This is a genomic window from Nocardioides sp. NPDC092400, assembly GCF_040684155.1.
Classification (GTDB): Bacteria; Actinomycetota; Actinomycetes; order Propionibacteriales; family Nocardioidaceae; genus Nocardioides.
This window is the reverse complement of the sequence record NZ_JBFBFJ010000001.1, coordinates 447,738-468,070: the sequence shown is the minus strand read 5'-3', so window position 1 is coordinate 468,070 and position 20,333 is coordinate 447,738. Positions and strand designations below refer to the sequence as shown.

Below are 20,333 nucleotides of genomic sequence, written 5' to 3'. Positions count from 1 at the left end.
TCACGCGGTTCCCCCGTCGGCCACGCGACGTACCACCGCGGCGGCGCGGGCGGCGGCGCCGCCGTCGCACCACGCCGACCACCCCTCGCCGTCGAGCGCGCGGGCCTCCTCGAGCAACCCGGCCCACCCCTCGGCGGGGAAGGCGTCGCGCACGAGCGCCGGCCACCCGCCCGCGCCGAGCACCCGGGCGGTCGAGCGTTGCTCGTCGTGGGGCCGGTCCTGCGGGACGACGACCGCCGGCCGGCGCAGGGCGGCGACCTCGGCGAGGGCGTTCTGGCCGGCGTGGGTGACGACGACGTCGGCCTCGGCGATGGCGCTGCGCGGGTCCTCGACCCACGGCGCGGAGCCGCCGAGCACGGTCCACTCCCAGTCCGGCGTCCCCTGCCGGGCACGCTCCAGCAGGGCCGGGTCCAGCTCGTGGCCACCCGAACCGGCCAGGTAGGTCACCCGCAGCGGCCCGGGCCGGCGCGGGCCGGGCGGTGCGACGGCGTACCGCGCCAGGCCACCGACCGCCGTGACCCGTCGGGCGAGGCCGTCCGGCCGCACCATCCCGGTGGCCGCCGGGGGCCAGAAGGCCAGCAGGGCGTCGGCGACGTCCGCGCCGAGCCCGTGCGGGCCGTCGTCGCGGACCCCGGGGAGGACCGCCGAGACGACCGGCACGCCGTGCAGCCGGGCGAGCAGGCACACCTCGACCGACACGTCGACGACCACCGCCGCCGGGTCGGCCGACCCGATCCAGGCCGAGACCGCGGCCGACCGGTCCCGCAGCCCGGCGTGGCGGCGCGGCACCCAGTGCAGGCGGCCGCCGGCGGTCACCGCGTCGCGCTCGACCTCGACGCCCCCGTCGTCCGGCGCCAGCTCGACCCACGGGCCGGTCCAGCCCCGCGGCCGCGGCAGCGTGGAGAGGCCGGTGACCTCCGCCCCGCCGCGGGTCAGCTCCGCCGCGATCGAGGTGGCCCGGTGCAGGTGGCCGCGCCCGACGTGGTGGACGTAGTACCCGACCTTCACGCGGCGAGCTCGTCGTCGACGAGGTCGGCGTAGATCCGCTCGTACTCGTCGGTCATCCGCGTCAGCGAGCAGTGCTCCACGGCATGGCGGCGCACCTCCCCGCGGTCGCAGCCGCGCGCCTCGAGGACCGCTCGGGCCAGGTCGTCGACGTCCCCGGGCCGGGCCAGGACGCCGGCACCCGGGGCCACGACCTCGGGCAGCGCCCCGCGGGAGTACGACGCCACCGGCGTGCCGCACGCCATCGCCTCGGCCGCGACCAGCCCGTACGGCTCGTCCCAGGCCGGCGTGGTCACCGCGACCGAGGCCCGGCCGAGCAGCCCGGCCAGGGCGGCGTGGTCGAGGTGCCCGACGTACCTCACGTCCCCGCCGAGGCGCGGCGCGATGTGCGACTCGTGGTACCCGAGGTCCGCCAGCGGCCCGGCGAGCACCAGCGGCACGCCGGCCCGGCGGCACGCGTCGATCGCCTCGTGCGGGGCCTTCTCGGGCACCAGGCGGCCCGTCCACACCGCCGGGCCGCCGCCCGGACCGGGCAGCCAGGTGTCGACGTCCACCCCGTTGTGCACGGCGGCGGCGTCCGTCACGTGCGACCACGCGCGCGCCGTGGCACGGCTGACCGCGACGAACGACGACTCCCCCGGCGCCAGCGCGATGGCCGACTCCAGCCAGGGCAGCGGCGGGGTGTGCAGGGTGGTCACCACCGGCACCGAGATGCTCCCGGCCATCGCGACCGGCAGGTGGTGGAGGCTGTTGTTGTGGACCACGTCGAAGCGCTGGTCCTCCCCGCCGGCCAGCCGCAGCATCAGGGACAGGTAGGCGTGGTGCTCGGCCATCCAGTGCCGCGAGGGGGCGTTGACGTCGCTCATGGCGACGTCGCTGGGCTCGAACTCCGGCAGGTCGAGCAGCTCGACCGGCAGCGCCCGGTCGGAGCCGGGGCCGGCGAAGAGCGACACCTCGTGGCCCCGGTAGACCAGCTCCCGCGCCAGGGCGTGCGTCATCGCCTCCAGGCCGCCGGCGAAGGGCTCGGCGACCGGGAACCGGGAGGACGCGATCAGGCAGATGCGCACCGGCGGCCGACCTTCTCCAGGGCCGCCGCGTACACGCGGTCGTGCGCGGCGGCCACCTCGGCCCGCTGGCCCCGGCGCTCGTCGATCGACGCCCCGAACCGGGGCCGGGTCTCGAAGGCGGTGCGCACGGCCTCGGCCAGGGTCGAGGCGTCGTACTCCTGCTCGGCGTGGACGTAGGACAGCACCGGCCCCTGGTCGGCGTAGTAGCCGCAGCTCGGCGCCACGACGGTGGTCCCGAGGTCGCGGCAGGCCTCCAGCCAGCCCGAGTGGGTGCCGAACCGGTACGGCAGCACCGAGACGTCCAGCGAGGCGAGGTAGGCCCACAGCTCGTCGTCGGTGAAGTAGTCGTGGACGCGGAGGTCGACCAGGCCGTCGGCCTCGAGCCCGCGCAGGTACGTCGCGAGCCGGTCGTCCCGGCGCGCGCCGTCGTCGTCCAGGACGTCGCGGTGGGCGTCGACCTGCAGGACCGCCCCGGGCAGCGAGGCGACCGTGTCGACGAGCGCCGGGAGGATCGTCATCGGCGCCATGCCGGCGCGCAGGCTCTTGACGTGCAGTCCGACGCGGAACCCGTCGCCGCGACCGGCGCCCCGGCGCGCGCGGACGTCCTGCGCCACCGCCATGGTGCGCAGGTCGACGACGTGCGGGTGCGGGACGACGGTGGCGGTGCGGCCCCAGCGCCGCCGGATCTCCTCGGCGGCGCCGGCGGTGAGTGTGACCAGCTCGTCGGCCGCCGGCACGAGGACGTCGAGCTGGGCGTCGTGGAGCGTGCGGTCCTCGTGGTGGGGGTTGCGCAGGTCGTGGACGGTGTAGACGAGCGGCCGCCCGGTGTCGTGCAGCGCGTCGGCGAAGGCCTTCAGGTCCTCCGGGCTGCGCGCGTCGAAGCCGAAGTGCAGGTGAAGCAGGTCGAACTCGTGCCCCCGCACCCAGGAGGGGTCGAGCATGGCCGGCGGCCACCACACCTGGGAGTCCGCGGGACGGCCGGCGGGCCGGGGGTCGGTCAACCGCCGCGGACCGCCACCGGCCTCGGGCGCGAGGTGGCGGACGTACACGTGCCCGGCCGGCACGGAGGCGACGGTCACCGCCGACCCGGACCGGGGAGCACGCGGGGCGCGCGCGGGCGCGGGTTCGTCGAGGAGCGTCACGTGCCGACCGATACCCGCCTGCCGACACGCCCGACCTAGCCCATCGGGGTGAAAGCGCTTCTCCTCCAGGGTCGGGTCCCACGACGTGACCGCCGCGACCCTCCTCGTGTGTGGCGCGGTGCGGCCGGGTACCCGACGGGCACCGAACGCCGACGACGCACAGCCGGCCGACCACGGCCGACGAGGAGGAGCACCGGATGAAGGCAGTGACCTGGCAGGGAACCCGTGACATGCAGGTGGTCGAGGTCCCGGACCCGACGATCGTCGACCCGACCGACGCGATCATCAAGGTGACCTCGACCGGTCTGTGCGGCTCCGACCTGCACCTCTACGAGCCGCTCTCGCCGTTCATGACCAAGGGCGACGTCGTGGGCCACGAGCCGATGGGCGTGGTGCAGGAGGTCGGTCCCGCCGTGAAGGACCTCAAGGTCGGCGACCGCGTGGTGGTTCCCTTCAACGTCAGCTGCGGCACCTGCTGGACGTGCTCGCAGGGCCTGCACAGCCAATGCGAGACCACGCAGAACCGCGAGCACGGCACCGGCGCGAGCCTGCTGGGCTACAGCAAGCTCTACGGCCAGGTGCCCGGCGGCCAGGCGGAGTACCTCCGCGTGCAGTTCGCCGACACCCTCCCGATCAAGATCCCCGAGGGCCCCTCGGACGACCGGTTCGTCTACCTCTCCGACGTGCTGCCGACCGCCTACCAGGCCGTGCGGTACGCCGAGCTCCCGCCCGAGGGCGTCCTGCTGGTCATGGGCGCCGGCCCGATCGGCGACATGGCCACCCGGATCGCGATCCACGAGGGCCACCGCGTGATCGTCGTCGACCGGGTCCCCGAGCGCCTCGACCGCGTGCGCGCCCGCGGCGCCGAGACCATCGACCTCGACGCCGTCGACGACCTCGCCGAGGAGGTGCGCAGCCGCACCGGCGGTCGCGGCGCCGACTCCGTCATCGACGCGGTCGGCATGGAGGCCCACGGCAACCCCGCGGCCGAGAAGGCCATCAAGGCCGTCGGCCTGCTGCCGGACGCCGTCGCCGAGCCGCTGATGCTCAAGGCCGGCTTCGACCGCCTCGCCGCGCTGCACGCCTCGATCGACTGCGTCCGCCGCGGCGGCACGGTGTCGCTGTCCGGCGTGTACGGCGGCGCCACCGACCCGATGCCGATGTTCCAGATGTTCGACAAGCAGATCCAGCTCCGCATGGGCCAGGCCAACGTCCGCCGCTGGAGCGACGACATCCTGCCGCTGCTCACCGACGGTGACCCGCTGGGCACCGAGGACTTCGCGACCCACCACCTCCCGCTGGACGCGGCCCCCGAGGCCTACGCCAAGTTCCGCGCCAAGGAGGACGGCATGGTCAAGGTGGTGTTCCGGCCGTGAGCACCACCACCCGCCTCCTGCACGCCACGCCCGAGCAGGTCTGGGAGGTGCTCTGCGACGGCTGGCTCTACCCGCTGTGGGTGGTCGGCGCCTCGCGGATGCGCGACGTCGACGAGACCTGGCCCGAGGTCGGGTCCAGGCTGCACCACTCCGTCGGCACGTGGCCCCTCCTCATCGACGACAACACCGAGGTGCTGCGCGCGCAGCCGCCCTCGCTCCTGGAGCTGAAGGCGCGCGGGTGGCCCGCCGGCACCGCGCGGGTGCGGCTGCACCTCGAGGCGGTCGGCACCGAGACCCAGGTGACGATCGAGGAGGACGTCGAGGACGGCCCCGGACGACTGGTCCCCAAGCCGATCCGCGACGCCCAGCTCGGCTGGCGCAACGTGGAGTCCCTCCGCCGCCTGGCGTACGTCGTCGAGGGGCGCGTCACGACCTGACCGCCCCACCCGTCCAGCCGTCGGCCGGGCTCAGCCCTCGCGCTGGGTCCGGCCGTCGACGTGGCGGACCCGGTCGGGCTGGAAGCCGTGCTCGATGCCGAAGGCCACGGCCTGCGCCCGGCGCGTCACGCCGATCTTGCGGTAGAGCGTGCGGATGTAGGTCTTGACCGTGTTGATCCCGATGTAGGCCCGCTCGCCGATCTCCTGGTTCGACAGCCCCTGGGTGATCAGGGCCAGCACCTCGGACTCGCGCTGGCTCAGCCCCAGGTCGGCGCCGGGCCACCGGCCGAACTCGCCCGACCGTGCCGGCTGGTCCTCGTCCGGGGTGATCGTCTCCCCGTCGTGCACCCGCTCGATGAGGCCGACCAGCTCCTCGGCGCTGATGCCCTTCGACACGTACGCCGACGCGCCGTTGTCGAGCGAGCGCTGCACGAGGTCGGGCTGGACGTTCCAGCTGAAGACCACGACCTTCGCATCGGTCCCCTGGAGCTGGCTCTCGATGTCGATCCGGTCGCCCTGGACCTGGCCGTAGGAGTCGTAGAGCACGACGTCCACGTCGCTCACGACCGGCATCCGGCTGTCGAGCTCCACGACCTCCACGCGGTCGTCGTACCGGGACAGCAGCGCGGCGACGCCGGCGACCACGAGCTCGTAGTCGTTCACGATCGCGAGGCGCACGGGGCGCGTCTGCTGGGCCATGGATGCATCCCACCACATCCCGGCCGCCCCGGGTCCCCTCGACTGCATGCCGTCCTCGGGATCGGGACACAGGGCGCTCATGCGAGATGACCGTGAACGCAGGGACGGACAGCCGTCATGAGCGCCAAGAAGCCGGTCGACGACCGCCGGGCCCGGTACCTCATCGCGGGAGCGGTCCTCGTCCTGCTGATCGTCGTGGGAGGGACCTTCCTCCTCATCGGCGTCATCCGGGGCGACGACACCGACGACGGCAACCAGGCGCCCACCAGCGACATCGTGACGTGGGGCCTCGCGGCTCCCGCCGACGCCTCGAGCAGCGGCCGGTGACGGCCCAGCACGGCACCGCCGTCGGCGAGCAGATGGCCTTCGGGCCGCTGACGATCACCTTCGACGAGCACGTCCTGCGGCCGCGACCCTGGACCGTGGCCCAGTCGGAGTGGGCCGCCGAGCTGCTGCCTGACGCACCCCCGGGACCGGTCCTCGAGCTGTGCTCCGGTGCTGGCCAGATCGGCCTGCTCGCGGTGCGCGACAGCGACCGGCGGCTGGTGTGCGTCGACGCCAACCAGGTGGCCTGCGCCTACACCCTCCAGAACGCCGCCGCCGCCGGCCTCGGCGACCGGGTCGAGGTCCGCAACGGCGACCTCGCGACGATGGTGCCCGCCGACGAGCGGTACGGGCTCGTGGTGGCCGACCCGCCGTGGGTGCCGGCCGCCGACACGTCCCGCTTCCCCGAGGACCCCCTGCTCGCCATCGACGGGGGCGTCGACGGCCTGGTCGTGGCGATCGCCTGCGTCGAGGTCGCCGCGGCCCACCTGCTGCCCGGCGCCTCGCTCCTGCTGCAGCTGGGCACCCTCGAGCAGGTCGAGGCCCTCGCCGACCCGGTCGCCTCCGCGCACGGGCTCCGGCTGGAGTCCTCGCGCTCCTTCGAGCGCGGGGTCGTCGCGCGCTTCGTCCGGGCCTGAGCCGCTGCTCGACCCGCGGCACGCCTGACCCGCTGCTCGGCCCGGCACGCGCCGGGGTCCGAGCAGCGGGCTGCGTCCGGGGCTAGGGCCGCAGCTTCTTCGGCAGCAGCTTGTGCGTGCCGTCGCACCACGGCTTGGTGGCCGACTTGTTGCACCGGCAGACCGCGCTCACCGGCCGCGTGGTGCGGTGCCGGGTGCCCTCCGTGTCCTCGATGACCAGGTCGCCGCGGACCAGCATCGGCCCCTCCGGGCACATGACGATCGTGGGCCGCTCCTCGACCACCGGCCGCGACGGAGCGGCTGCCACCTGCTCCTCTACCTCCTCGGTCTGCTCGGCCGGATCGCTCGGCGCGCGGTCCACGGGCTGGGCGCTCACGCGTCCACCCCCCACTTCGCCAGCAGGTCGAGGGCCTGGCGGTCCTCGGTGTCGAGGCAGGCGAAGGCACCGAGGAAGACGTCGTCGGCGAGCGCCGGCTCGGTCTCGACGAGGGGGACGCAGATGTCGCGGACGGCCAGCTGCTCGTGGACGGCGTCGGCCTCCACGTGCTCGCGGTAGTAGTCGACGATCTCGTCGGGGAAGCCCAGCCGCTCGAGGCCCTGGGCCATCCGCCGCGAGGGGATCGAGCTGGTGGCCTCGAACGCCGCGAGGTGGCCCAGCGACGCGGCGCGCAGCCGCCGGTGCAGCCCGAGGAAGGACTGCACGTTGTTGGCCTCCAGCACCGCCAGGGTGGCCTCGTCGACGTACGCGCCGTACTCGGAGCGCAGCCCGGCGGCCTCGAGCCCGCGCTCGAAGAGGTGCTGGTGGAGGCGGGCGGGGTTGCCGTCGCCGTACTCGTCGAACTGCAGCTCCATGAGCGCGGCCTTGGGGCCGGTGGGGAGCCGTGGGACGACCCAGGCGCTCGGGTCGGCCTCCTTGAGGTGGTACACGGACTTCTGCCGCAGCAGCTCCAGCACCTGCGCCTCGGTCGCGTCGGTCTGGACGTAGCGCGCCATCGACGGCCCGTCGTGGCCGGCGACGTAGTCGAAGAGGTCCTTGGCCAGGTCGTCGGTGCGCTCGGGCTGGTGGACGGCGTACCGCTCGCGCAGCTCGAGCTCGAGCAGCTCCTCCAGTCCGGCGCGCACGCGCAGCACGTCCGGGCTCCACTCCCAGCGGTCGTCGACGTCCTCGAAGCCGCGGTAGTGCAGCTCGTAGGACGCCCACAGCGCGATCGCCCGGTCCTCGGCGTCGTCGGCGACCGCGGCGTCCAGCGGGACCGGGGTGCCCGGCTCCTCGCGCAGCGCGGCGAACAGCTGCTCGCTCAGCGTCCCGCGGGCCTTCGGGAGCAGCATCAGCCCTGTCCCCCGTCGTCGTCGACGTCGAGCCGGTGCCACGTGCCCCGGCAGTCACGGAAGCCCGTGCCGGGCCCGTCGGGAGCATTGGTCGGGGAGCCCCCCGGGGAGGCGGGCGGCAGCGGGCGCCGGTCGGTCAGCAGCGTCATGCCGCTCCGGTGACCTGCGGCCGAGGGCCGGAAACCTCGCTGCCGACCGTGCCGTCGGCCACTCCAGGCGCGGCGGGCGGGCCCACGACAGAATGACCCTTAGGGGTGAGGAACTCGGTTCGGCCGCTCTCCACGAGGGCCGATAGGGTCGACGCATGTTGGAACGGCCTTTCTCGTCCTCGTACGCCGACGGGGTGCTCACCCTCGGCGGGTCCATCGACGAGTACGCCGTCGCCGCGCTGCGCACCGCGGTCCAGGAGCACTCGGCCGGGGGCACGCGGGCGCTGGCCGTCGAGCTGAGCAACGTCGACTTCCTGCCGAGCGTGGCCGTCGGCGTCCTCGCGACCGGCCTGCGCCAGGCCGACCAGAACGGCGTGGACTTCGCGCTGGTCGCCGCTCCCGGCACCATCGCGCACCGGGTCCTGTTCATCACCGGCATGCCGTACCACGAGGCGGTCCCGCAGCCCTGGTCCGCCGGCCCTGCGGCCACCGAGTCCGTCTGAACCTCCGGCGGCCCGGTCCTACCGGCCGCAGACCTCACCCGTTCGGGTGGAAACCACATCGGATGTGATTGCCACCCGCGGCCCCGGGTACCTCCCCGGTGCCGACGGATCCGAGGGCATGGGACTTACGCAGACCCGAAGACTGCAGCACGACCCGCCGGCACATCTTTCCCGGACGCTCCGGACGTCCGGACGGCACGAGGCCCGGCGCCTTCCAGGCGCCGGGCCTCGTCATGCGTGGGGACGCCTCAGAGGTCGACCTTGCCGGTGTCGGCGTCGTAGGTGTCGCCGGTCAGCTTGGCCTTGGCGAAGCTGATCAGCGAGGCCACCTTGCCGCCGGGGCTGTCCCAGTACTCCCCGTGGTCCACGGTCACGTGGATGAGCACCGCGTTCGGGTCCTCGGGGCCGCCGGGCAGCCAGGCCTCGGCGAAGGTGTTCCACAGCTCGCGCAGCTTGGTCTCGTCGTCCACCACCTCGGCCCGGCCCCGCAGCGAGACCCAGGAGTCCCGCGCGGAGAACGTCAGCCCCACCTGGGGACGGGCCCGGATGTCGTCGACGTGCTGGGTGTCCCGAGCGGTGATGAACCACAGGTCCGCGGTCGGCTCGACCTCCTGGCGGGCCATCGGCAGCGCCCGCAGGTCGCCGCGGGCGTCGACGGTGGTCATCATCGCGATCGGCATGTCGTCGAGAAGCTCGACGAGCTTGCGCTCCTCGGCGTGCGGGGTGTCGGTCTGGTCGCTCACGCGGGTTCCTCCCGGTCGGTGTTGGGTACGTCGTCGGTCGATCGGCCCGGTACCCGCCCGGCTACCGTCGACCCCGCCCGTCCCCCACCTGCGAGGAACCGATGAGCGACCAGACGCCCGACCGACGCCCCGACACCGTCGTGCTCGACCTCGACGGCACCCTCGTCGACTCCGTCTACGTCCACGTCTGCTGCTGGCGCGCCGCGTTCCGCGACGTCGGCGTCGACGTGGCGTCCTGGCGGCTGCACCGCGCGATCGGCATGGGGGGCGACCGGCTGGTCGCCGCGGTCACCAACGACAGCGTGGAGAGCTCCGTCGGCGACGACATCCGCGCCCGGCACGCCCACCACCTCGACGCGCGGTTCGGGGACGTGGGTGTCCTCGAGGGCGCCGAGGAGCTGCTCACGGCCCTGCGCGACGCCCGCGTGGAGATCGTGCTGGCCAGCTCCGGGGAGCGGCAGCTCACCGACCGGCTGCTCGACCTCGTCCCGGGCGCCGGCCTGGTCCGGTCGACGCTCTCGGGTGACGAGGCCGAGTCGAGCAAGCCGGCGCCCGACCTGCTCTCGGCCAGCCTGGAGCGGGTCGAGGCCCACCGGTCCTTCGCGGTGGGCGACACGGTGTGGGACGCCGAGGCGGCGCACGCCGCCGGGATCGCCTTCGTCGGCGTCCTCACCGGCGGGACCACCGAGGCCGATCTGCGCGAGGCGGGCGCCGTCGCCGTCCACGACGGGCCGGCCTCGCTGGCCGAGCACCTCGACGAGGTGCTCGCCGCGGTCGCGCGTGCGGGAGAAGGTGCCGACCCGCCCGGATGACCCCGTGCCGGTTCCCGGCCGGTAAAGTCAGCGCGACCTGCCGCGACTGCCGAGGAGCCCGCGTGACCGAGACGGTGTCGCCGCACACCCCGGCGTACGGTCGCGTCGACCTCAACAACTGCGACCGCGAGCCGATCCACGTCCCCGGGGCCATCCAGCCGCACGGCGTGCTGCTGTCGATCGACCCCGGCACGACCGCGACCGTCATGGTCTCCGCCAACGTGGACCAGATGCTCGGCATCGCGCTCGAGGAGGCGGTCGGCCGACCGCTGGCCGACCTCCTCGGTGCGGGCGCCACCGAGGCGGTCCTGCGGCACGCCGAGCTGGCCACGGCCCGCGAGCCGCTGACCCTCCTGCTGCCCGCGGACCGCCCGGGGACCCTCGCGGGCGCCACGGTCGACGTGGGCGTGCACCGCTCCGGCGAGCGGCTGGTGGTCGAGGTCGAGCCCGTCGAGCGCGGCCGGGCACTCCCGATGTCCTACCGCTCGGCACGCAGCGCGATGGGGCGCCTCGCCGCCGCGACCACCGTCGACGACCTCACCGCGCAGCTGGCCCGCGAGGTCAGCGAGATCACCGGCTTCGACCGCGTCATGGTCTACCGCTTCGACCAGCACTGGAACGGCGAGGTCGTCGCCGAGGAGCGCCGCGAGGACCTCAACCCGTTCCTCGGGCTGCACTACCCCGCGACCGACATCCCGGCCCAGGCACGCCGCCTCTACACGGTGAACTGGACCCGGCTGATCGCCGACATCGGCTACACCCCGGTCCCGCTGCACCCCGTGCTCGACCCCGGCACGGGCGCCCCGCTGGACCTGTCCCACTCCACGCTGCGCAGCGTCTCCCCCATCCACGTCGAGTACCTCACGAACATGGGCGTCACCGCCTCGATGTCGGTCTCGCTGATCGTCGACGACGAGCTGTGGGGCCTCGTCGCCTGCCACCACTACTCCGGCCCGCACCGGCCCAGCCAGGACGCACGCGCCGCGGCGGAGTTCCTGGGCCAGGTGACCTCCCAGATGGTCGCCGAGCGGGAGCGCTCCGACCAGCGCGAGGCCGCCCTGGCCGCGCAGTCGACCCTCGCGCAGATGACGGCGCGGCTCTCCGCCTCGAGCACCGCTCCCCTGGACGGCCTGGTCTGCGACCCCGACCTGCTGAGCCTCATGGAGGCCGGCGGCGTCGCGCTGTGCCACGACGAGCAGCTGCACACCGCCGGCGACGTCCCTCCCGACGACGTCGTACGGCGCATCGCGCAGCTGCTGCTGCGCCCGACCGGCGACGTCGTGGCCAGCGACCACCTCGCCGTGCTCGACCCCGCCCTGGCGGCGCACTCCTCGGTGGCGGCGGGCGCCCTGTGCATCGCCGCGGGGCCGGACAGCTGGCTGCTGTGGCTGCGTCCCGAGCTCGAGCAGGTCGTCGACTGGGGCGGCGACCCGACGAACAAGCTGATCGCCGCGCAGGAGGGCCCCGAGGTCCGGCTGTCCCCGCGCAAGTCCTTCGAGAAGTGGCAGCAGGTCGTGCGCGGGCACAGCGCGCCGTGGGAGCCCTGGCAGGCCGACGCGGCCACGGCGCTGCAGACCCACGTCAACGGCCTCATGCTGCAGCGCTCGCGCGAGCAGATCGCCGTCGCGGAGTCGCTGCAGCGCTCGATCCTGCGCGAGCACCTCCCCGAGGTCGACGGCGTCGACGTCGTGGCCCGCTACCTGCCCGCGTCCACCTTCCAGCTCGGCGGCGACTGGTGGGACGCGGTCGAGGTCGGCGGCGGCCGGGTCGCCTACGTGGTCGGCGACGTCGCCGGCCACGGCGTCTCCGCGGTCGGGGCGATGACCCAGATCCGCAGCGCCATGCGCGCCTACCTCTTCGCCGGCGACGACCCCGGCACCTGCCTGGACCGCCTCGACCGGCTGATGTCCTCGATGATCGACGAGCGGGTGGCCACGGCGCTCGTGGCCGTGGTCGACCCCGCGACCCGCCGGGTGGAGCTGGTCAGCGCCGGGCACCCGCTGCCGCTGCTCTTCGACGGCGTCGCGGCACGCGACGTACCCGTCACCGCCCGGCCGCTCCTCGGCTTCGGGGAGGGGCACGCGCGGGCCGCCGAGGTGGTCGTGCCCGAGGGGTCGACGCTGCTCATGTTCAGCGACGGCCTGGTCGAGCGTCGGGAGGTCGACCTGCTGGCCGCGCTGGGCCTGCTGCGGGCCGCCGGTGGCACCGGCCCGGGCACGGAGGGGCTCGAGGCCTGGGTGGACGCCCTCGTGGAGGCCGTGCCGGGCGAGAAGGACGACGACACCACCGTCGTCGCCATCCGTTTCGGGTAGGCGCCGGGGGCCGACCCGGCCTCGGTTACGATGGCTCCCGTGTTGGATCGACCCTTCAGTGCGGACTACGACGAGCAGACCCGCACCGTGCGCGTGAGCGGCACGATCGACGAGCTCGCCGGCCCGCGGTTCCGCGACGTCCTGCAGAAGTACAGCCAGGACTTCGCCCAGTCCCTCGTGGTCGACCTCAGCGACGTCGACTTCATGCCCAGCCTCGCCGTCGGTGTGCTGGCCACGGCCCACAAGAACATGAGGAGCGCCGGCGCCGAGCTCGACCTCCTCGCCGAGGACGGGACCGTCGCGCAGCGCGTGCTGCACGTGTGCGCGATGCCGTACCGCACCGCATGAGCACCGGCGACGTCCGGTCCTACCGGCTCCCGTTCGAGCTGGCCGCCGCCACGGCCGCCCGCCACCAGCTGCACGACTTCCTGACCCAGGCCGGCGTCCCGGCGCGGATCGTCAACGACGCCGCGCTGGTCGTCAGTGAGCTGGTCACCAACGGGGTCGAGCACGGCCGGTCCGACGACGACGCCATCCACGTGTCGTGGTGGGTCGAGGACCGCGTGCTGACCCTGTGCGTGCGCGACGACGGCAGCGAGGCGGAGCCGACGGTCACCAAGGTCGACATGTACGCCCCGCGGGGACGTGGCCTCGCCCTGGTCGAGTCGATCTGCCAGAGCCTGTCGATCGACCGCAGCGACGGCACCCGGATCACCGCCAAGCTCGAGCTCGGCTGAGACTCCTCCTCCCGCGACGCCGTCGGCCCTCCGGCCGGCGGCGTCCTTGCTCGTCCGGCTCATCCAGCCTCCTCCCGGGGCCCGCCGGAACTGGAGTTTTCTCAAGACCTGCTGAAGGTTCGGCCCGCGCGGCGCAAGGTTCGATCAACTCCGACAGAACCGCGCGATCGGCCTGCAAGAGTCCTCTTCAACGCCCCTCCCGTGGAAGAAGAAGGAACTCGTGCGCACCCGTCTCGCCTCCCTCGCGGCTCTCGCCGCGGCCGCCGTCACCCTCCCCGTGGTGACCCTCGCCGGCACCGCCGCCCCGGCGGCCGCCACCAACACCGGTCAGGTCTGCGTGCCGCTCAGCAGCACCAAGATCGACACCAAGGGCGAGCCGCAGACGGTCACGATCACCGCGCCGGAGGGCTACGTCGTGATCGCCACCTGCGTGAAGGCGGGCAGCGTCAAGCAGAACTACGGCCCGGAGTACGCCTACTACTCGGCGAACCCGACCCGGACGGTCGTGATCAAGCACAGCTCGGGCAAGGCGATCTCGCACTACAGCTACGCCGTCTGGAAGGTCGCCAACGCGGCGGCTCCCACGCCCACCCCGACGCCGACGCCGACGCCGACCCCCACGCCGACCCCCACGCCGACCCCGACGCCCACGCCCACGCCCACGCCGACCCCCACGCCCACGCCCACGCCCACGCCGACGCCCACGCCGACCCCCACGCCGACCCCCACGCCCACGCCGACGCCCACGCCGACGCCGACCGCGCCGCCCGTGCTGGTCCCGGACCCGACCGAGCCGGTGCTGCCGCTCCCCGCGACCCCTGAGGAGGCCGGCCTGCCGTCCTTCCCGGTCAACGAGCCGGCGGTCGACAGCAGCGGGAACTTCGACTGGAACTGGCGCTACACCGACCCGTCCTGCGACGCGCTCGTGGTCGACTACCCCTCGAACATCCCGGACGGCCAGTCCAACGACATCAACGTCCGCGTCTGGACCGACACCGCCGGCGAGGTCACGCTCAACTTCCACAACAACGAGACCACCTGGTCCGGCACCCGCGCGTTCAGCTACGCCCAGCACCCCAGGTGGCCGGCCGGCGTCCGTGACTACGCGGTCGTCTGGACCCAGGTCGCCGGCAGCAACTACCACTACGGCGAGAAGTTCCACCAGGAGCCGGCCAAGGCCCCGCTGACCTGCCGGATCGACGACGACGGCGATGCCTCGACGTACGACGTCCCGCTCGCCGTCTCCGACATCGACGGCTGGCGCAGCGCCGCCACCGTCCGCAAGGGCTCGGCGGCCCCCTCGGCCCGGGTCAACGTCGAGCAGCCCGGCCTCGAGACCCTCGCCCTGCAGCGCTACCGCGCCGGCGGCACCTGGAGCACGCTGAAGACCCTCACCCCGGCCAGCCGCACGACGACCGTCACCTTCCCGCGCGAGCAGAAGAAGGGCACCTACCGCTACCGCCTGGTCCTCCCCGGCTCGGAGTCGACCACCGGAGCCACGACGGGGACCTACACCGTCCGCGTCCGCTGAGACCAGCCACCGCGAGGTGGCGCGCAGGCCACGAGGGCCGGTTCCCCGGGGGGAGGACCGGCCCTCGTGCCGTCCCCGCCGCCGGTCCGCACCGCGGACGGCACGGCGGGCACCCGTAACCCGCCTGCGCCACCGGCGTTGGACGAAGGACAACCGTCGACATCGGAGCCGCGCCCGGCAGGCAGCGGCGACAGGGAGCCTCCTTCGTGACCACACGCCGCACCGCCGCCCGGATCGCCGCCGCAGCCACCGCCGGCTCGCTCGTCCTGCTCACCGGCACGCCGGCGGTCGCCGCCGAGCCGGTCGCGCGGGCCAGCGCGACGGCGCTGCGGCTGACCATCGGGGGCACGCCGGCCGACTCGGGCACCTACTCGGTGACCGACGACGGGTCCGGCGAGAAGCGCGAGGGCAGCGACAGCCCGGCGATCTCGGTGCTCGGCGGCCAGGACTTCCTCCAGGCCGGCACGCTCGCCCAGAAGGCGCGCACCCAGGTCGAGGGCCGCAAGGGCGCGTCGGCCGCCTGCTCCGGCCTCGCCGGCGACGGCGCGGTGCTGGTGGAGGTCGACGAGGGCAGCTGCCTGCGGCCCGGCGACAACCTCGAGCTGGACGCCGCGAACCTCGACCTCTCGAACCTGCAGCTGGTCCGCTCCGACTTCCTCGCCGGCTTCGACCAGCAGCTCCAGGACGCGCTGCGCCCGGTGCTCGACCCGCTGCTCGCCGGTCTCCAGACCGCGCTCGAGCAGGTGCTCACCTCCGCCGACGCCGCGGTCGTGCTGGACCTCGGTGCCGTCCAGTCCTTCTGCGTGGCCCGCCCCGGCGAGATCAGCGGCGGCACGACGCTCGCCGGCGCCGGCGCCTCCCTCCGGCTGGCGGGGCAGGAGGTCGACCTCCTCGACCTGCCCGCCGACCCCGCACCGAACACGAAGCTCGTCACCGACCTCGGCGCGGTGGTCGACCTCCTCCTCCAGGCCCTGCGCACCCAGTTCACGCAGGCCATCGACGGCGTGCTCGGCCCGCTGGGCCAGGTCGTCGACCAGGCCGAGGTCCTCACGTCCGCGCTCGGCACCGTCGGGGAGCAGCTCGCGCCGCTGGAGGAGAACGTCCTGGACGTCACGCTGAACAAGCAGGAGCGCGGCCGCGACCGGATCGACGTCACGGCCCTGGACCTCCGGCTGCTGCCCGCGGCCGCCAGCTTCGGCGTCGAGCTGCTGAACGTCGAGATCGGCCACAGCAGCTGCGGCCCCAACGGACGCATCCAGCCCGACGCCCCCGAGGAGCCCACCACGCCGACCCCCGACCCGCAGCCGGAGGAGCCGCAGGTGCCCACCTCCGTGCCCGCCGGGTCCGGCGGCGCCGGTCTCGGCACCGGTGGCCTGCTCGTGATCCTGCTGACGGCGCTCGGCGCGGGCGTCGTCACCACCCGTCGCAGCCTGCGCGGCTGAGCGGCCGGGCCGACCCGTGAGCGCCGAGGACGACACGCCCCGCCGGGGCGCCGCGGTACGGCGACGGGCCGCTGCGGTCGCGCGCGGCGTCTGGGTCGGCCTGCTCGTGCTGGGGCTCGGGATGACCGTGACGGGCGCGGTCCTCCCGGCCGGCGACGACGCCGCTCGATCGTACGTCGCGCCGGCGCCTGCCCAGCCGGTCCGCCTGAAGATCCCCTCGCAGGGCGTCACCGCACCCGTCCTGGCCATCGGCATGTCACCGGGGCGGGTGCTGCAACCACCCGCCGACGAGCAGGAGGTCGGCTGGTGGGACGCGAGTGCCCGCGCCGGCGCCGCCCGCGGCCAGACCGTGATCACCGGGCACACCGTCCACACCGGGGGCGGGGCGCTCAACCGCATCCCCACCCTCGAGAAGCGCGACCGGGTGCTGGTGGTCACCCGGAAGGGCACGGTGCGCTACCGGGTGACCGGGGTCCAGGTGATCAGCCGCGCCGAGCTCGCCGAGCGCGCCGAGGCGCTCTTCGGCCAGGACCACGGCCGGGGACGGCTGGTGCTGGTCTCGTGCACCGACTGGGACGGCACCGTCTTCGAGAACAACGTGGTCGTGCTCGCCCGGCGCGTCTGACTGGCCGGCGTCGTGCTGCTTCGTCCCTTGGCCCCGGGCTGGCGCGTCCGGTGTCCAGCGACAACAGGGTCGCTGAAGAGGCGGCGATCAGCTCAGACCACGATCGCTCCGTGCCACCGCCGACCGGCAGTCAGCCGGGGTCGGGGTCAGAGGTAGAGCCCGGTCGCCTCGTCGGCCAGCCGGTCGGCGGCGACGGCGTGCACGTCGCGCTCGCGCATCACGACGTACAGCTCCCCGTGGACCTCGACCTCGGCCTTGTCCTCGGCCTCGAACAGGACCCGGTCGCCGACCTCGACGGCGCGCGCCTGCGGCCCGACGGCGACGACCTTGGACCAGGAGAGCCGGGTGGCGCCCATGGCCGCGGTAGCGGGGATGACGATGCCACCGGTGGAGCGGCGCTCACCGGCGTCCTTGTCGACCTCGCACAGGATGCGGTCGTGCAGCATCTTGATCGGCGTGCCGTCGTTCATGGCGCGCCCCACGGTCAGGAGGTCACCTTGCGCAGGACCACCAGGACGGCGACCGCGCCGACGACCGCGCCGACGGTCTTGAGGATGTTGTCGGTGCGCGGGTTGCCCGCGGCGTCGACGTAGTGCGCCTTGATCGAGTCGACCTCGCGGCCGACGATCGTCTTGGGGCTGGAGCGGTGCAGGAGCTGGTCGATGGTGGTCGCCAGGCGCTCGCGGGTCTCCTCGATCTCGCGCTCGAGGGAGGAGGTGTCGTTGCCCTTGCTCACGTGAGGTCTCCTGGGTTCGTGTGCGTGCCGGGAGACGCTACCAATCCCCCGACCTCACCCGCGCGGTGCGGTGCGGTCCCGGTGCCCACTCCGCGCCCGATCGAGCGCGGGTCGAAGCCGAACGGCAGCTCCAGCCGGTGCGCGCGCATGAGCGCGTCGTCGGTCAGGACGTCGTACGTCGACCCGTCGGCGACCACGCTCCCGTCGGAGAGGACGACCGCGCGGGGGCAGAGCTCGAGGGCGTAGGGCAGGTCGTGGGTGACCATCAGCACGGTGACGTCGAGCGAGCGCAGGATGTCGGCGAGCTCGCGGCGCGAGGCGGGATCGAGGTTCGAGGACGGCTCGTCGAGCACGAGCACCTCGGGCTGCATGGCCAGCACGGTGGCCACCGCGACCCGGCGGCGCTGGCCGAAGGAGAGGTGGTGCGGCGGCCGGTCGACGTGCTCGGCCATCCCGACCTGCTCGAGCGCCGTCATCACGCGGCGGTCGAGGTCGGCGCCGCGGACGCCGAGGTTGGCCGGGCCGAAGGCGACGTCCTCCCGGACGCTGCCCATGAAGAGCTGGTCGTCGGGGTCCTGGAAGACGATGCCGACGCGGCGGCGGACCTCCTGCAGGTTCTTCCTGGCGACGGGGAGCCCGCTGACCTCGACGGTGCCGGCGCCCGCGGTGAGGATGCCGTTGAGGTGGAGCACCAGCGTCGTCTTGCCGGCCCCGTTGGGACCTAGGAGCGCGACGCGCTCACCGCGGTGGACGTGCAGGTCGACGCCGAAGAGGGCCTGGTGGCCGTCGGGGTAGGCGTAGGCCAGGCCGCGGACGTCGAGCACCGGCGCGGTCACCGCTCGCCCCCGCCGGCCGGGGCGGTGCGGGCGGCCGCGGGCATGGTGCCGGTGTAGCCGCGGGAGAGCATCGCGAGGTGCACCCGCTCGCCGCGCTCGTAGCTGCGGATGAACAGCGCACCCAGCGAGCGCGCGAGCGCCGGCCAGTGCCGCGGCGAGCGGGGGTCGCAGCCGCGGGAGCGCATCGCGGTCAGCATCCGGCCGAGGTCGCCGGTCACGACGTCGAGGTAGCGCAGCATGAAGGACATGATCTCGACCATCAGGGCCGGGACGCGCAGGCGGCGCAGACCGCGCAGCACGTCGGTGGGCTCGGTCGTGGCGGCCAGCGTCAGCGACGCCATCACGCCGAGGGTGCCCTTGACCGCGAGCCCCCACGCGGCGACCAGGCCCGGCTCGGACACGCTGAGCCCGAGGACCTCCGTGCGGGGGCCGTGGGCCACGAAGGGCACGAGCGCCGCGAAGACGAGGAACGGCACCTCGACGACCATCCGCCGCACGACCCACAGCAGCGGCACGCGGGCGGAGACGACGACGCCGACCACCACCGCGAGGTAGGCCGGGAACGCGGCGTACCACTCGTGGGGGGTCGCCACGACGAGCAGCACGAAGCCGACGAGGGCGAGGATCTTCAGGTGCGCCGGCGCGCGGTGGACGGCGCTGTGGCCGTGGTGGTGCAGGCGGTGGCCGTGGGCGGCGCCCACTCAGACCTGCTCGGCTTCGTGGCCCCGACGGGGGTCACGCTCGTCGTCGGCCGCCTCGGGCCGGGGCCCGCGCCGGCGCAGGAGCAGCGCGAGGCCGCCCGCCAGGACCAGCACGGCGAGCGTCCCGAGCACGCCGGCGATGCCCACGCTGAGCCGCTCGTCGTCGACGCCCTTGGTCGAGTAGTCGGCGAACGGGCTGTTCGAGGTCGGCGAGTCCTCGGCGGAGTCCAGGAAGCCCGTCTCGCCGGCGACGTGCTCGAGGCCGTCGGGGTGCGCGCTGGCGTAGTAGCTGGCGACGCCGGCGACGAGCAGGGCGACGACGAGCCCGGCGACCACGAGGGCGCGGGTGCTCACCCGGGGGCGGCTGCCGGCCGGCCCGCTCACGCGGCCACCGTCCGGATCTCGAGCTCGCGGGCCGCGACGACCGGTCGGGCACCGCGGACCAGGTCCGGCCGGGCCGCGACGACCGCACCGACCACCAGGCCCGTGACGACCGCCTCGCCGATGCCGATGAGGACGTGCCAGCCCACCATCGCGGTCAGCACCTTGCCGGTGTCGACCGGGGCGGTGCCGCCGACCGCGAAGAGCAGGCTGAAGACGACGGCGGCGACCGGGACCGAGACGAACGCCGCGACGGCGGCGACCGGCGCGACCGTGCCCACCCGTCGCGGCAGGACGGCCTGCAGCGCGCGGAACACGACGTACCCGACCAGCGCGGTGACCACGGCGATCAGCACGACGTTCGTGCCGAGCGCGGTGATGCCGCCGTCGGCCATGAAGAGGGCCTGGACCACGAGCACCACCGAGACGCACAGCAACCCCGTCCACGGCCCCACGAGCACCGCGGCGAGCGTCCCGCCCATCAGGTGGCCGCTCGTGCCGGCACCGACCGGGAAGTTGATCATCTGGGCCGCGAACACGAACGCCGCGACCAGGCCGGCCATCGGCGCGGTCCGGTCGTCGAGCTCGGTGCGGGCCTTGTAGAGGGCGACGCCGATGGCGCCCGCGGCGACCACCCCGGTGGCGACGGACGTCGGTGCGTCCAGGAACCCGTCGGGCACGTGCATGGAGCGGCTCCTCCCGGTGCGGCGGCCTCGACCGTCGGTGCTGGTCGGTACCGTCGGGTCCCCGGCGGTACGTCGTACCCGCCCAGCCTAGGTTGTTGCACATCACTTGCAAGAAGGAGCCC

General features: G+C 74.2%; 26 protein-coding genes. 12 read left to right on the top strand and 14 right to left on the bottom strand.

Features of this window, described 5'->3' with window-relative positions:
- Genes AB0N29_RS02335 through AB0N29_RS02325 form a run of 3 tightly spaced genes read right to left on the bottom strand, consistent with a single transcriptional unit; the run spans position 1 to position 3,214 of the window.
- On the bottom strand, positions 1-1,008 hold the full coding sequence (locus AB0N29_RS02335; protein WP_364863797.1) for a glycosyltransferase: 1,008 nt from the start codon (positions 1,006-1,008) through the stop codon (positions 1-3).
- On the bottom strand, positions 1,005-2,072 hold the full coding sequence (locus AB0N29_RS02330) for a glycosyltransferase family 4 protein (protein ID WP_364863795.1): 1,068 nt from the start codon (positions 2,070-2,072) through the stop codon (positions 1,005-1,007). Before AB0N29_RS02330 ends, AB0N29_RS02335 begins: the two co-directional genes overlap by 4 nt.
- A complete protein-coding gene (locus tag AB0N29_RS02325; RefSeq protein ID WP_302270284.1) occupies positions 2,057-3,214 on the bottom strand; it encodes a glycosyltransferase family 1 protein in 1,158 nt (385 codons plus the stop codon). The genes AB0N29_RS02330 and AB0N29_RS02325 overlap by 16 nt, the downstream gene beginning before the upstream one ends.
- A gap of 197 nt (positions 3,215-3,411) precedes the next feature.
- Between AB0N29_RS02325 and AB0N29_RS02320 the strand changes: the two genes are divergently transcribed.
- Both AB0N29_RS02320 and AB0N29_RS02315 read left to right on the top strand, forming a co-directional pair.
- Positions 3,412-4,590, top strand: coding sequence for a zinc-dependent alcohol dehydrogenase (locus AB0N29_RS02320; RefSeq protein ID WP_302270283.1), 1,179 nt, complete (start codon positions 3,412-3,414; stop codon positions 4,588-4,590).
- Complete coding sequence (locus tag AB0N29_RS02315) at positions 4,587-5,027, top strand: SRPBCC family protein (RefSeq protein ID WP_302270282.1); 441 nt, start codon at positions 4,587-4,589, stop codon at positions 5,025-5,027. The genes AB0N29_RS02320 and AB0N29_RS02315 overlap by 4 nt, the downstream gene beginning before the upstream one ends.
- A 30-nt stretch (positions 5,028-5,057) precedes the next feature.
- On the opposite strand, the gene AB0N29_RS02310 is transcribed toward AB0N29_RS02315, so the two are convergent.
- A complete protein-coding gene (locus tag AB0N29_RS02310) occupies positions 5,058-5,726 on the bottom strand; it encodes a response regulator transcription factor (protein ID WP_364863791.1) in 669 nt (222 codons plus the stop codon).
- A gap of 117 nt (positions 5,727-5,843) precedes the next feature.
- On the opposite strand from AB0N29_RS02310, the gene AB0N29_RS02305 reads away from it, so the two are divergent.
- Complete coding sequence (locus tag AB0N29_RS02305) at positions 5,844-6,053, top strand: hypothetical protein (RefSeq protein ID WP_302270277.1); 210 nt, start codon at positions 5,844-5,846, stop codon at positions 6,051-6,053.
- Complete coding sequence (locus tag AB0N29_RS02300; RefSeq protein WP_302270275.1) at positions 6,050-6,688, top strand: class I SAM-dependent methyltransferase; 639 nt, start codon at positions 6,050-6,052, stop codon at positions 6,686-6,688. The genes AB0N29_RS02305 and AB0N29_RS02300 overlap by 4 nt, the downstream gene beginning before the upstream one ends.
- Before the next feature lie 82 nt (positions 6,689-6,770).
- On the opposite strand, the gene AB0N29_RS02295 is transcribed toward AB0N29_RS02300, so the two are convergent.
- Genes AB0N29_RS02295 through AB0N29_RS02285 form a run of 3 tightly spaced genes read right to left on the bottom strand, consistent with a single transcriptional unit; the run spans position 6,771 to position 8,166 of the window.
- The gene (locus AB0N29_RS02295; RefSeq protein WP_302270274.1) at positions 6,771-7,064 is read right to left on the bottom strand and encodes a CDGSH iron-sulfur domain-containing protein; all 294 of its coding nucleotides are present in this window, start codon (positions 7,062-7,064) and stop codon (positions 6,771-6,773) included.
- The gene (locus AB0N29_RS02290) at positions 7,061-8,017 is read right to left on the bottom strand and encodes an iron-containing redox enzyme family protein (protein WP_364863788.1); all 957 of its coding nucleotides are present in this window, start codon (positions 8,015-8,017) and stop codon (positions 7,061-7,063) included. The genes AB0N29_RS02295 and AB0N29_RS02290 overlap by 4 nt, the downstream gene beginning before the upstream one ends.
- On the bottom strand, positions 8,017-8,166 hold the full coding sequence (locus tag AB0N29_RS02285) for a hypothetical protein (protein WP_364863786.1): 150 nt from the start codon (positions 8,164-8,166) through the stop codon (positions 8,017-8,019). Before AB0N29_RS02285 ends, AB0N29_RS02290 begins: the two co-directional genes overlap by 1 nt.
- A 155-nt stretch (positions 8,167-8,321) precedes the next feature.
- On the opposite strand from AB0N29_RS02285, the gene AB0N29_RS02280 reads away from it, so the two are divergent.
- Entirely contained in the window at positions 8,322-8,669 is a 348-nt protein-coding gene (locus AB0N29_RS02280; protein ID WP_364863784.1) for an STAS domain-containing protein, read from the top strand.
- 248 nt (positions 8,670-8,917) lie between these two features.
- Here AB0N29_RS02280 and AB0N29_RS02275 read toward each other — a convergent pair whose 3' ends face one another.
- A complete protein-coding gene (locus AB0N29_RS02275) occupies positions 8,918-9,412 on the bottom strand; it encodes a pyridoxamine 5'-phosphate oxidase family protein (protein ID WP_364863782.1) in 495 nt (164 codons plus the stop codon).
- A 101-nt stretch (positions 9,413-9,513) separates the two neighbouring features.
- On the opposite strand from AB0N29_RS02275, the gene AB0N29_RS02270 reads away from it, so the two are divergent.
- The 7 genes from AB0N29_RS02270 to AB0N29_RS02240 all read left to right on the top strand — a co-directional run bounded on the left by AB0N29_RS02270 (position 9,514) and on the right by AB0N29_RS02240 (position 16,871).
- Positions 9,514-10,224, top strand: a complete 711-nt coding sequence (locus tag AB0N29_RS02270; protein WP_364863780.1) for an HAD family hydrolase — start codon at positions 9,514-9,516, stop codon at positions 10,222-10,224.
- Between the two features lie 62 nt (positions 10,225-10,286).
- Positions 10,287-12,536, top strand: coding sequence for a SpoIIE family protein phosphatase (locus AB0N29_RS02265; RefSeq protein WP_364863778.1), 2,250 nt, complete (start codon positions 10,287-10,289; stop codon positions 12,534-12,536).
- A gap of 39 nt (positions 12,537-12,575) precedes the next feature.
- Positions 12,576-12,884: an STAS domain-containing protein gene (locus AB0N29_RS02260; protein ID WP_302270265.1), complete on the top strand. Its 309-nt coding sequence runs from the start codon at positions 12,576-12,578 to the stop codon at positions 12,882-12,884.
- A complete protein-coding gene (locus AB0N29_RS02255; protein WP_302270262.1) occupies positions 12,881-13,273 on the top strand; it encodes an ATP-binding protein in 393 nt (130 codons plus the stop codon). Before AB0N29_RS02260 ends, AB0N29_RS02255 begins: the two co-directional genes overlap by 4 nt.
- Positions 13,274-13,493: 220 nt before the next feature.
- Positions 13,494-14,804, top strand: coding sequence for a hypothetical protein (locus AB0N29_RS02250; protein ID WP_364863775.1), 1,311 nt, complete (start codon positions 13,494-13,496; stop codon positions 14,802-14,804).
- A 206-nt stretch (positions 14,805-15,010) separates the two neighbouring features.
- The gene (locus AB0N29_RS02245) at positions 15,011-16,246 is read left to right on the top strand and encodes a hypothetical protein (RefSeq protein WP_364863773.1); all 1,236 of its coding nucleotides are present in this window, start codon (positions 15,011-15,013) and stop codon (positions 16,244-16,246) included.
- A gap of 16 nt (positions 16,247-16,262) precedes the next feature.
- Positions 16,263-16,871 carry a class F sortase gene (locus AB0N29_RS02240; protein WP_364863771.1) on the top strand — a complete coding sequence of 203 codons (609 nt, stop codon included), beginning with the start codon at positions 16,263-16,265 and terminating at the stop codon, positions 16,869-16,871.
- Positions 16,872-17,017: 146 nt separating this feature from the next.
- Here AB0N29_RS02240 and AB0N29_RS02235 read toward each other — a convergent pair whose 3' ends face one another.
- From AB0N29_RS02235 to AB0N29_RS02210, 6 genes are read right to left on the bottom strand one after another with little or no spacing between them, the layout of a single operon-like run.
- Positions 17,018-17,341 (bottom strand): co-chaperone GroES, encoded by a 324-nt coding sequence (locus AB0N29_RS02235; protein WP_302270255.1) that lies wholly within the window; start codon positions 17,339-17,341, stop codon positions 17,018-17,020.
- A 14-nt stretch (positions 17,342-17,355) separates the two neighbouring features.
- Positions 17,356-17,607, bottom strand: coding sequence for a DUF3618 domain-containing protein (locus AB0N29_RS02230; protein WP_302270253.1), 252 nt, complete (start codon positions 17,605-17,607; stop codon positions 17,356-17,358).
- Entirely contained in the window at positions 17,604-18,443 is an 840-nt protein-coding gene (locus AB0N29_RS02225) for an ABC transporter ATP-binding protein (RefSeq protein ID WP_364863768.1), read from the bottom strand. Before AB0N29_RS02225 ends, AB0N29_RS02230 begins: the two co-directional genes overlap by 4 nt.
- Entirely contained in the window at positions 18,440-19,144 is a 705-nt protein-coding gene (cbiQ, locus tag AB0N29_RS02220) for a cobalt ECF transporter T component CbiQ (protein WP_364863766.1), read from the bottom strand. Before cbiQ ends, AB0N29_RS02225 begins: the two co-directional genes overlap by 4 nt.
- Entirely contained in the window at positions 19,145-19,528 is a 384-nt protein-coding gene (locus AB0N29_RS02215) for a PDGLE domain-containing protein (protein WP_364863764.1), read from the bottom strand. It lies immediately after the preceding gene.
- Positions 19,525-20,211: an energy-coupling factor ABC transporter permease gene (locus tag AB0N29_RS02210; protein ID WP_302270246.1), complete on the bottom strand. Its 687-nt coding sequence runs from the start codon at positions 20,209-20,211 to the stop codon at positions 19,525-19,527. Before AB0N29_RS02210 ends, AB0N29_RS02215 begins: the two co-directional genes overlap by 4 nt.
- Between the last annotated feature and the right edge of the window lie 122 nt (positions 20,212-20,333).

Coding starts and splice junctions, on each gene's coding strand:
- AB0N29_RS02320 (WP_302270283.1), top strand. CDS start 3,412: ATGAAGGCAGTGACCTGGCAGGGAACCCGTGACATGCAGGTGGTCGAG.
- AB0N29_RS02310 (WP_364863791.1), bottom strand. CDS start 5,726: ATGGCCCAGCAGACGCGCCCCGTGCGCCTCGCGATCGTGAACGACTAC.
- AB0N29_RS02305 (WP_302270277.1), top strand. CDS start 5,844: ATGAGCGCCAAGAAGCCGGTCGACGACCGCCGGGCCCGGTACCTCATC.
- AB0N29_RS02290 (WP_364863788.1), bottom strand. CDS start 8,017: ATGCTGCTCCCGAAGGCCCGCGGGACGCTGAGCGAGCAGCTGTTCGCC.
- AB0N29_RS02285 (WP_364863786.1), bottom strand. CDS start 8,166: ATGACGCTGCTGACCGACCGGCGCCCGCTGCCGCCCGCCTCCCCGGGG.
- AB0N29_RS02280 (WP_364863784.1), top strand. CDS start 8,322: ATGTTGGAACGGCCTTTCTCGTCCTCGTACGCCGACGGGGTGCTCACC.
- AB0N29_RS02270 (WP_364863780.1), top strand. CDS start 9,514: ATGAGCGACCAGACGCCCGACCGACGCCCCGACACCGTCGTGCTCGAC.
- AB0N29_RS02255 (WP_302270262.1), top strand. CDS start 12,881: ATGAGCACCGGCGACGTCCGGTCCTACCGGCTCCCGTTCGAGCTGGCC.
- AB0N29_RS02235 (WP_302270255.1), bottom strand. CDS start 17,341: ATGAACGACGGCACGCCGATCAAGATGCTGCACGACCGCATCCTGTGC.
- AB0N29_RS02210 (WP_302270246.1), bottom strand. CDS start 20,211: ATGCACGTGCCCGACGGGTTCCTGGACGCACCGACGTCCGTCGCCACC.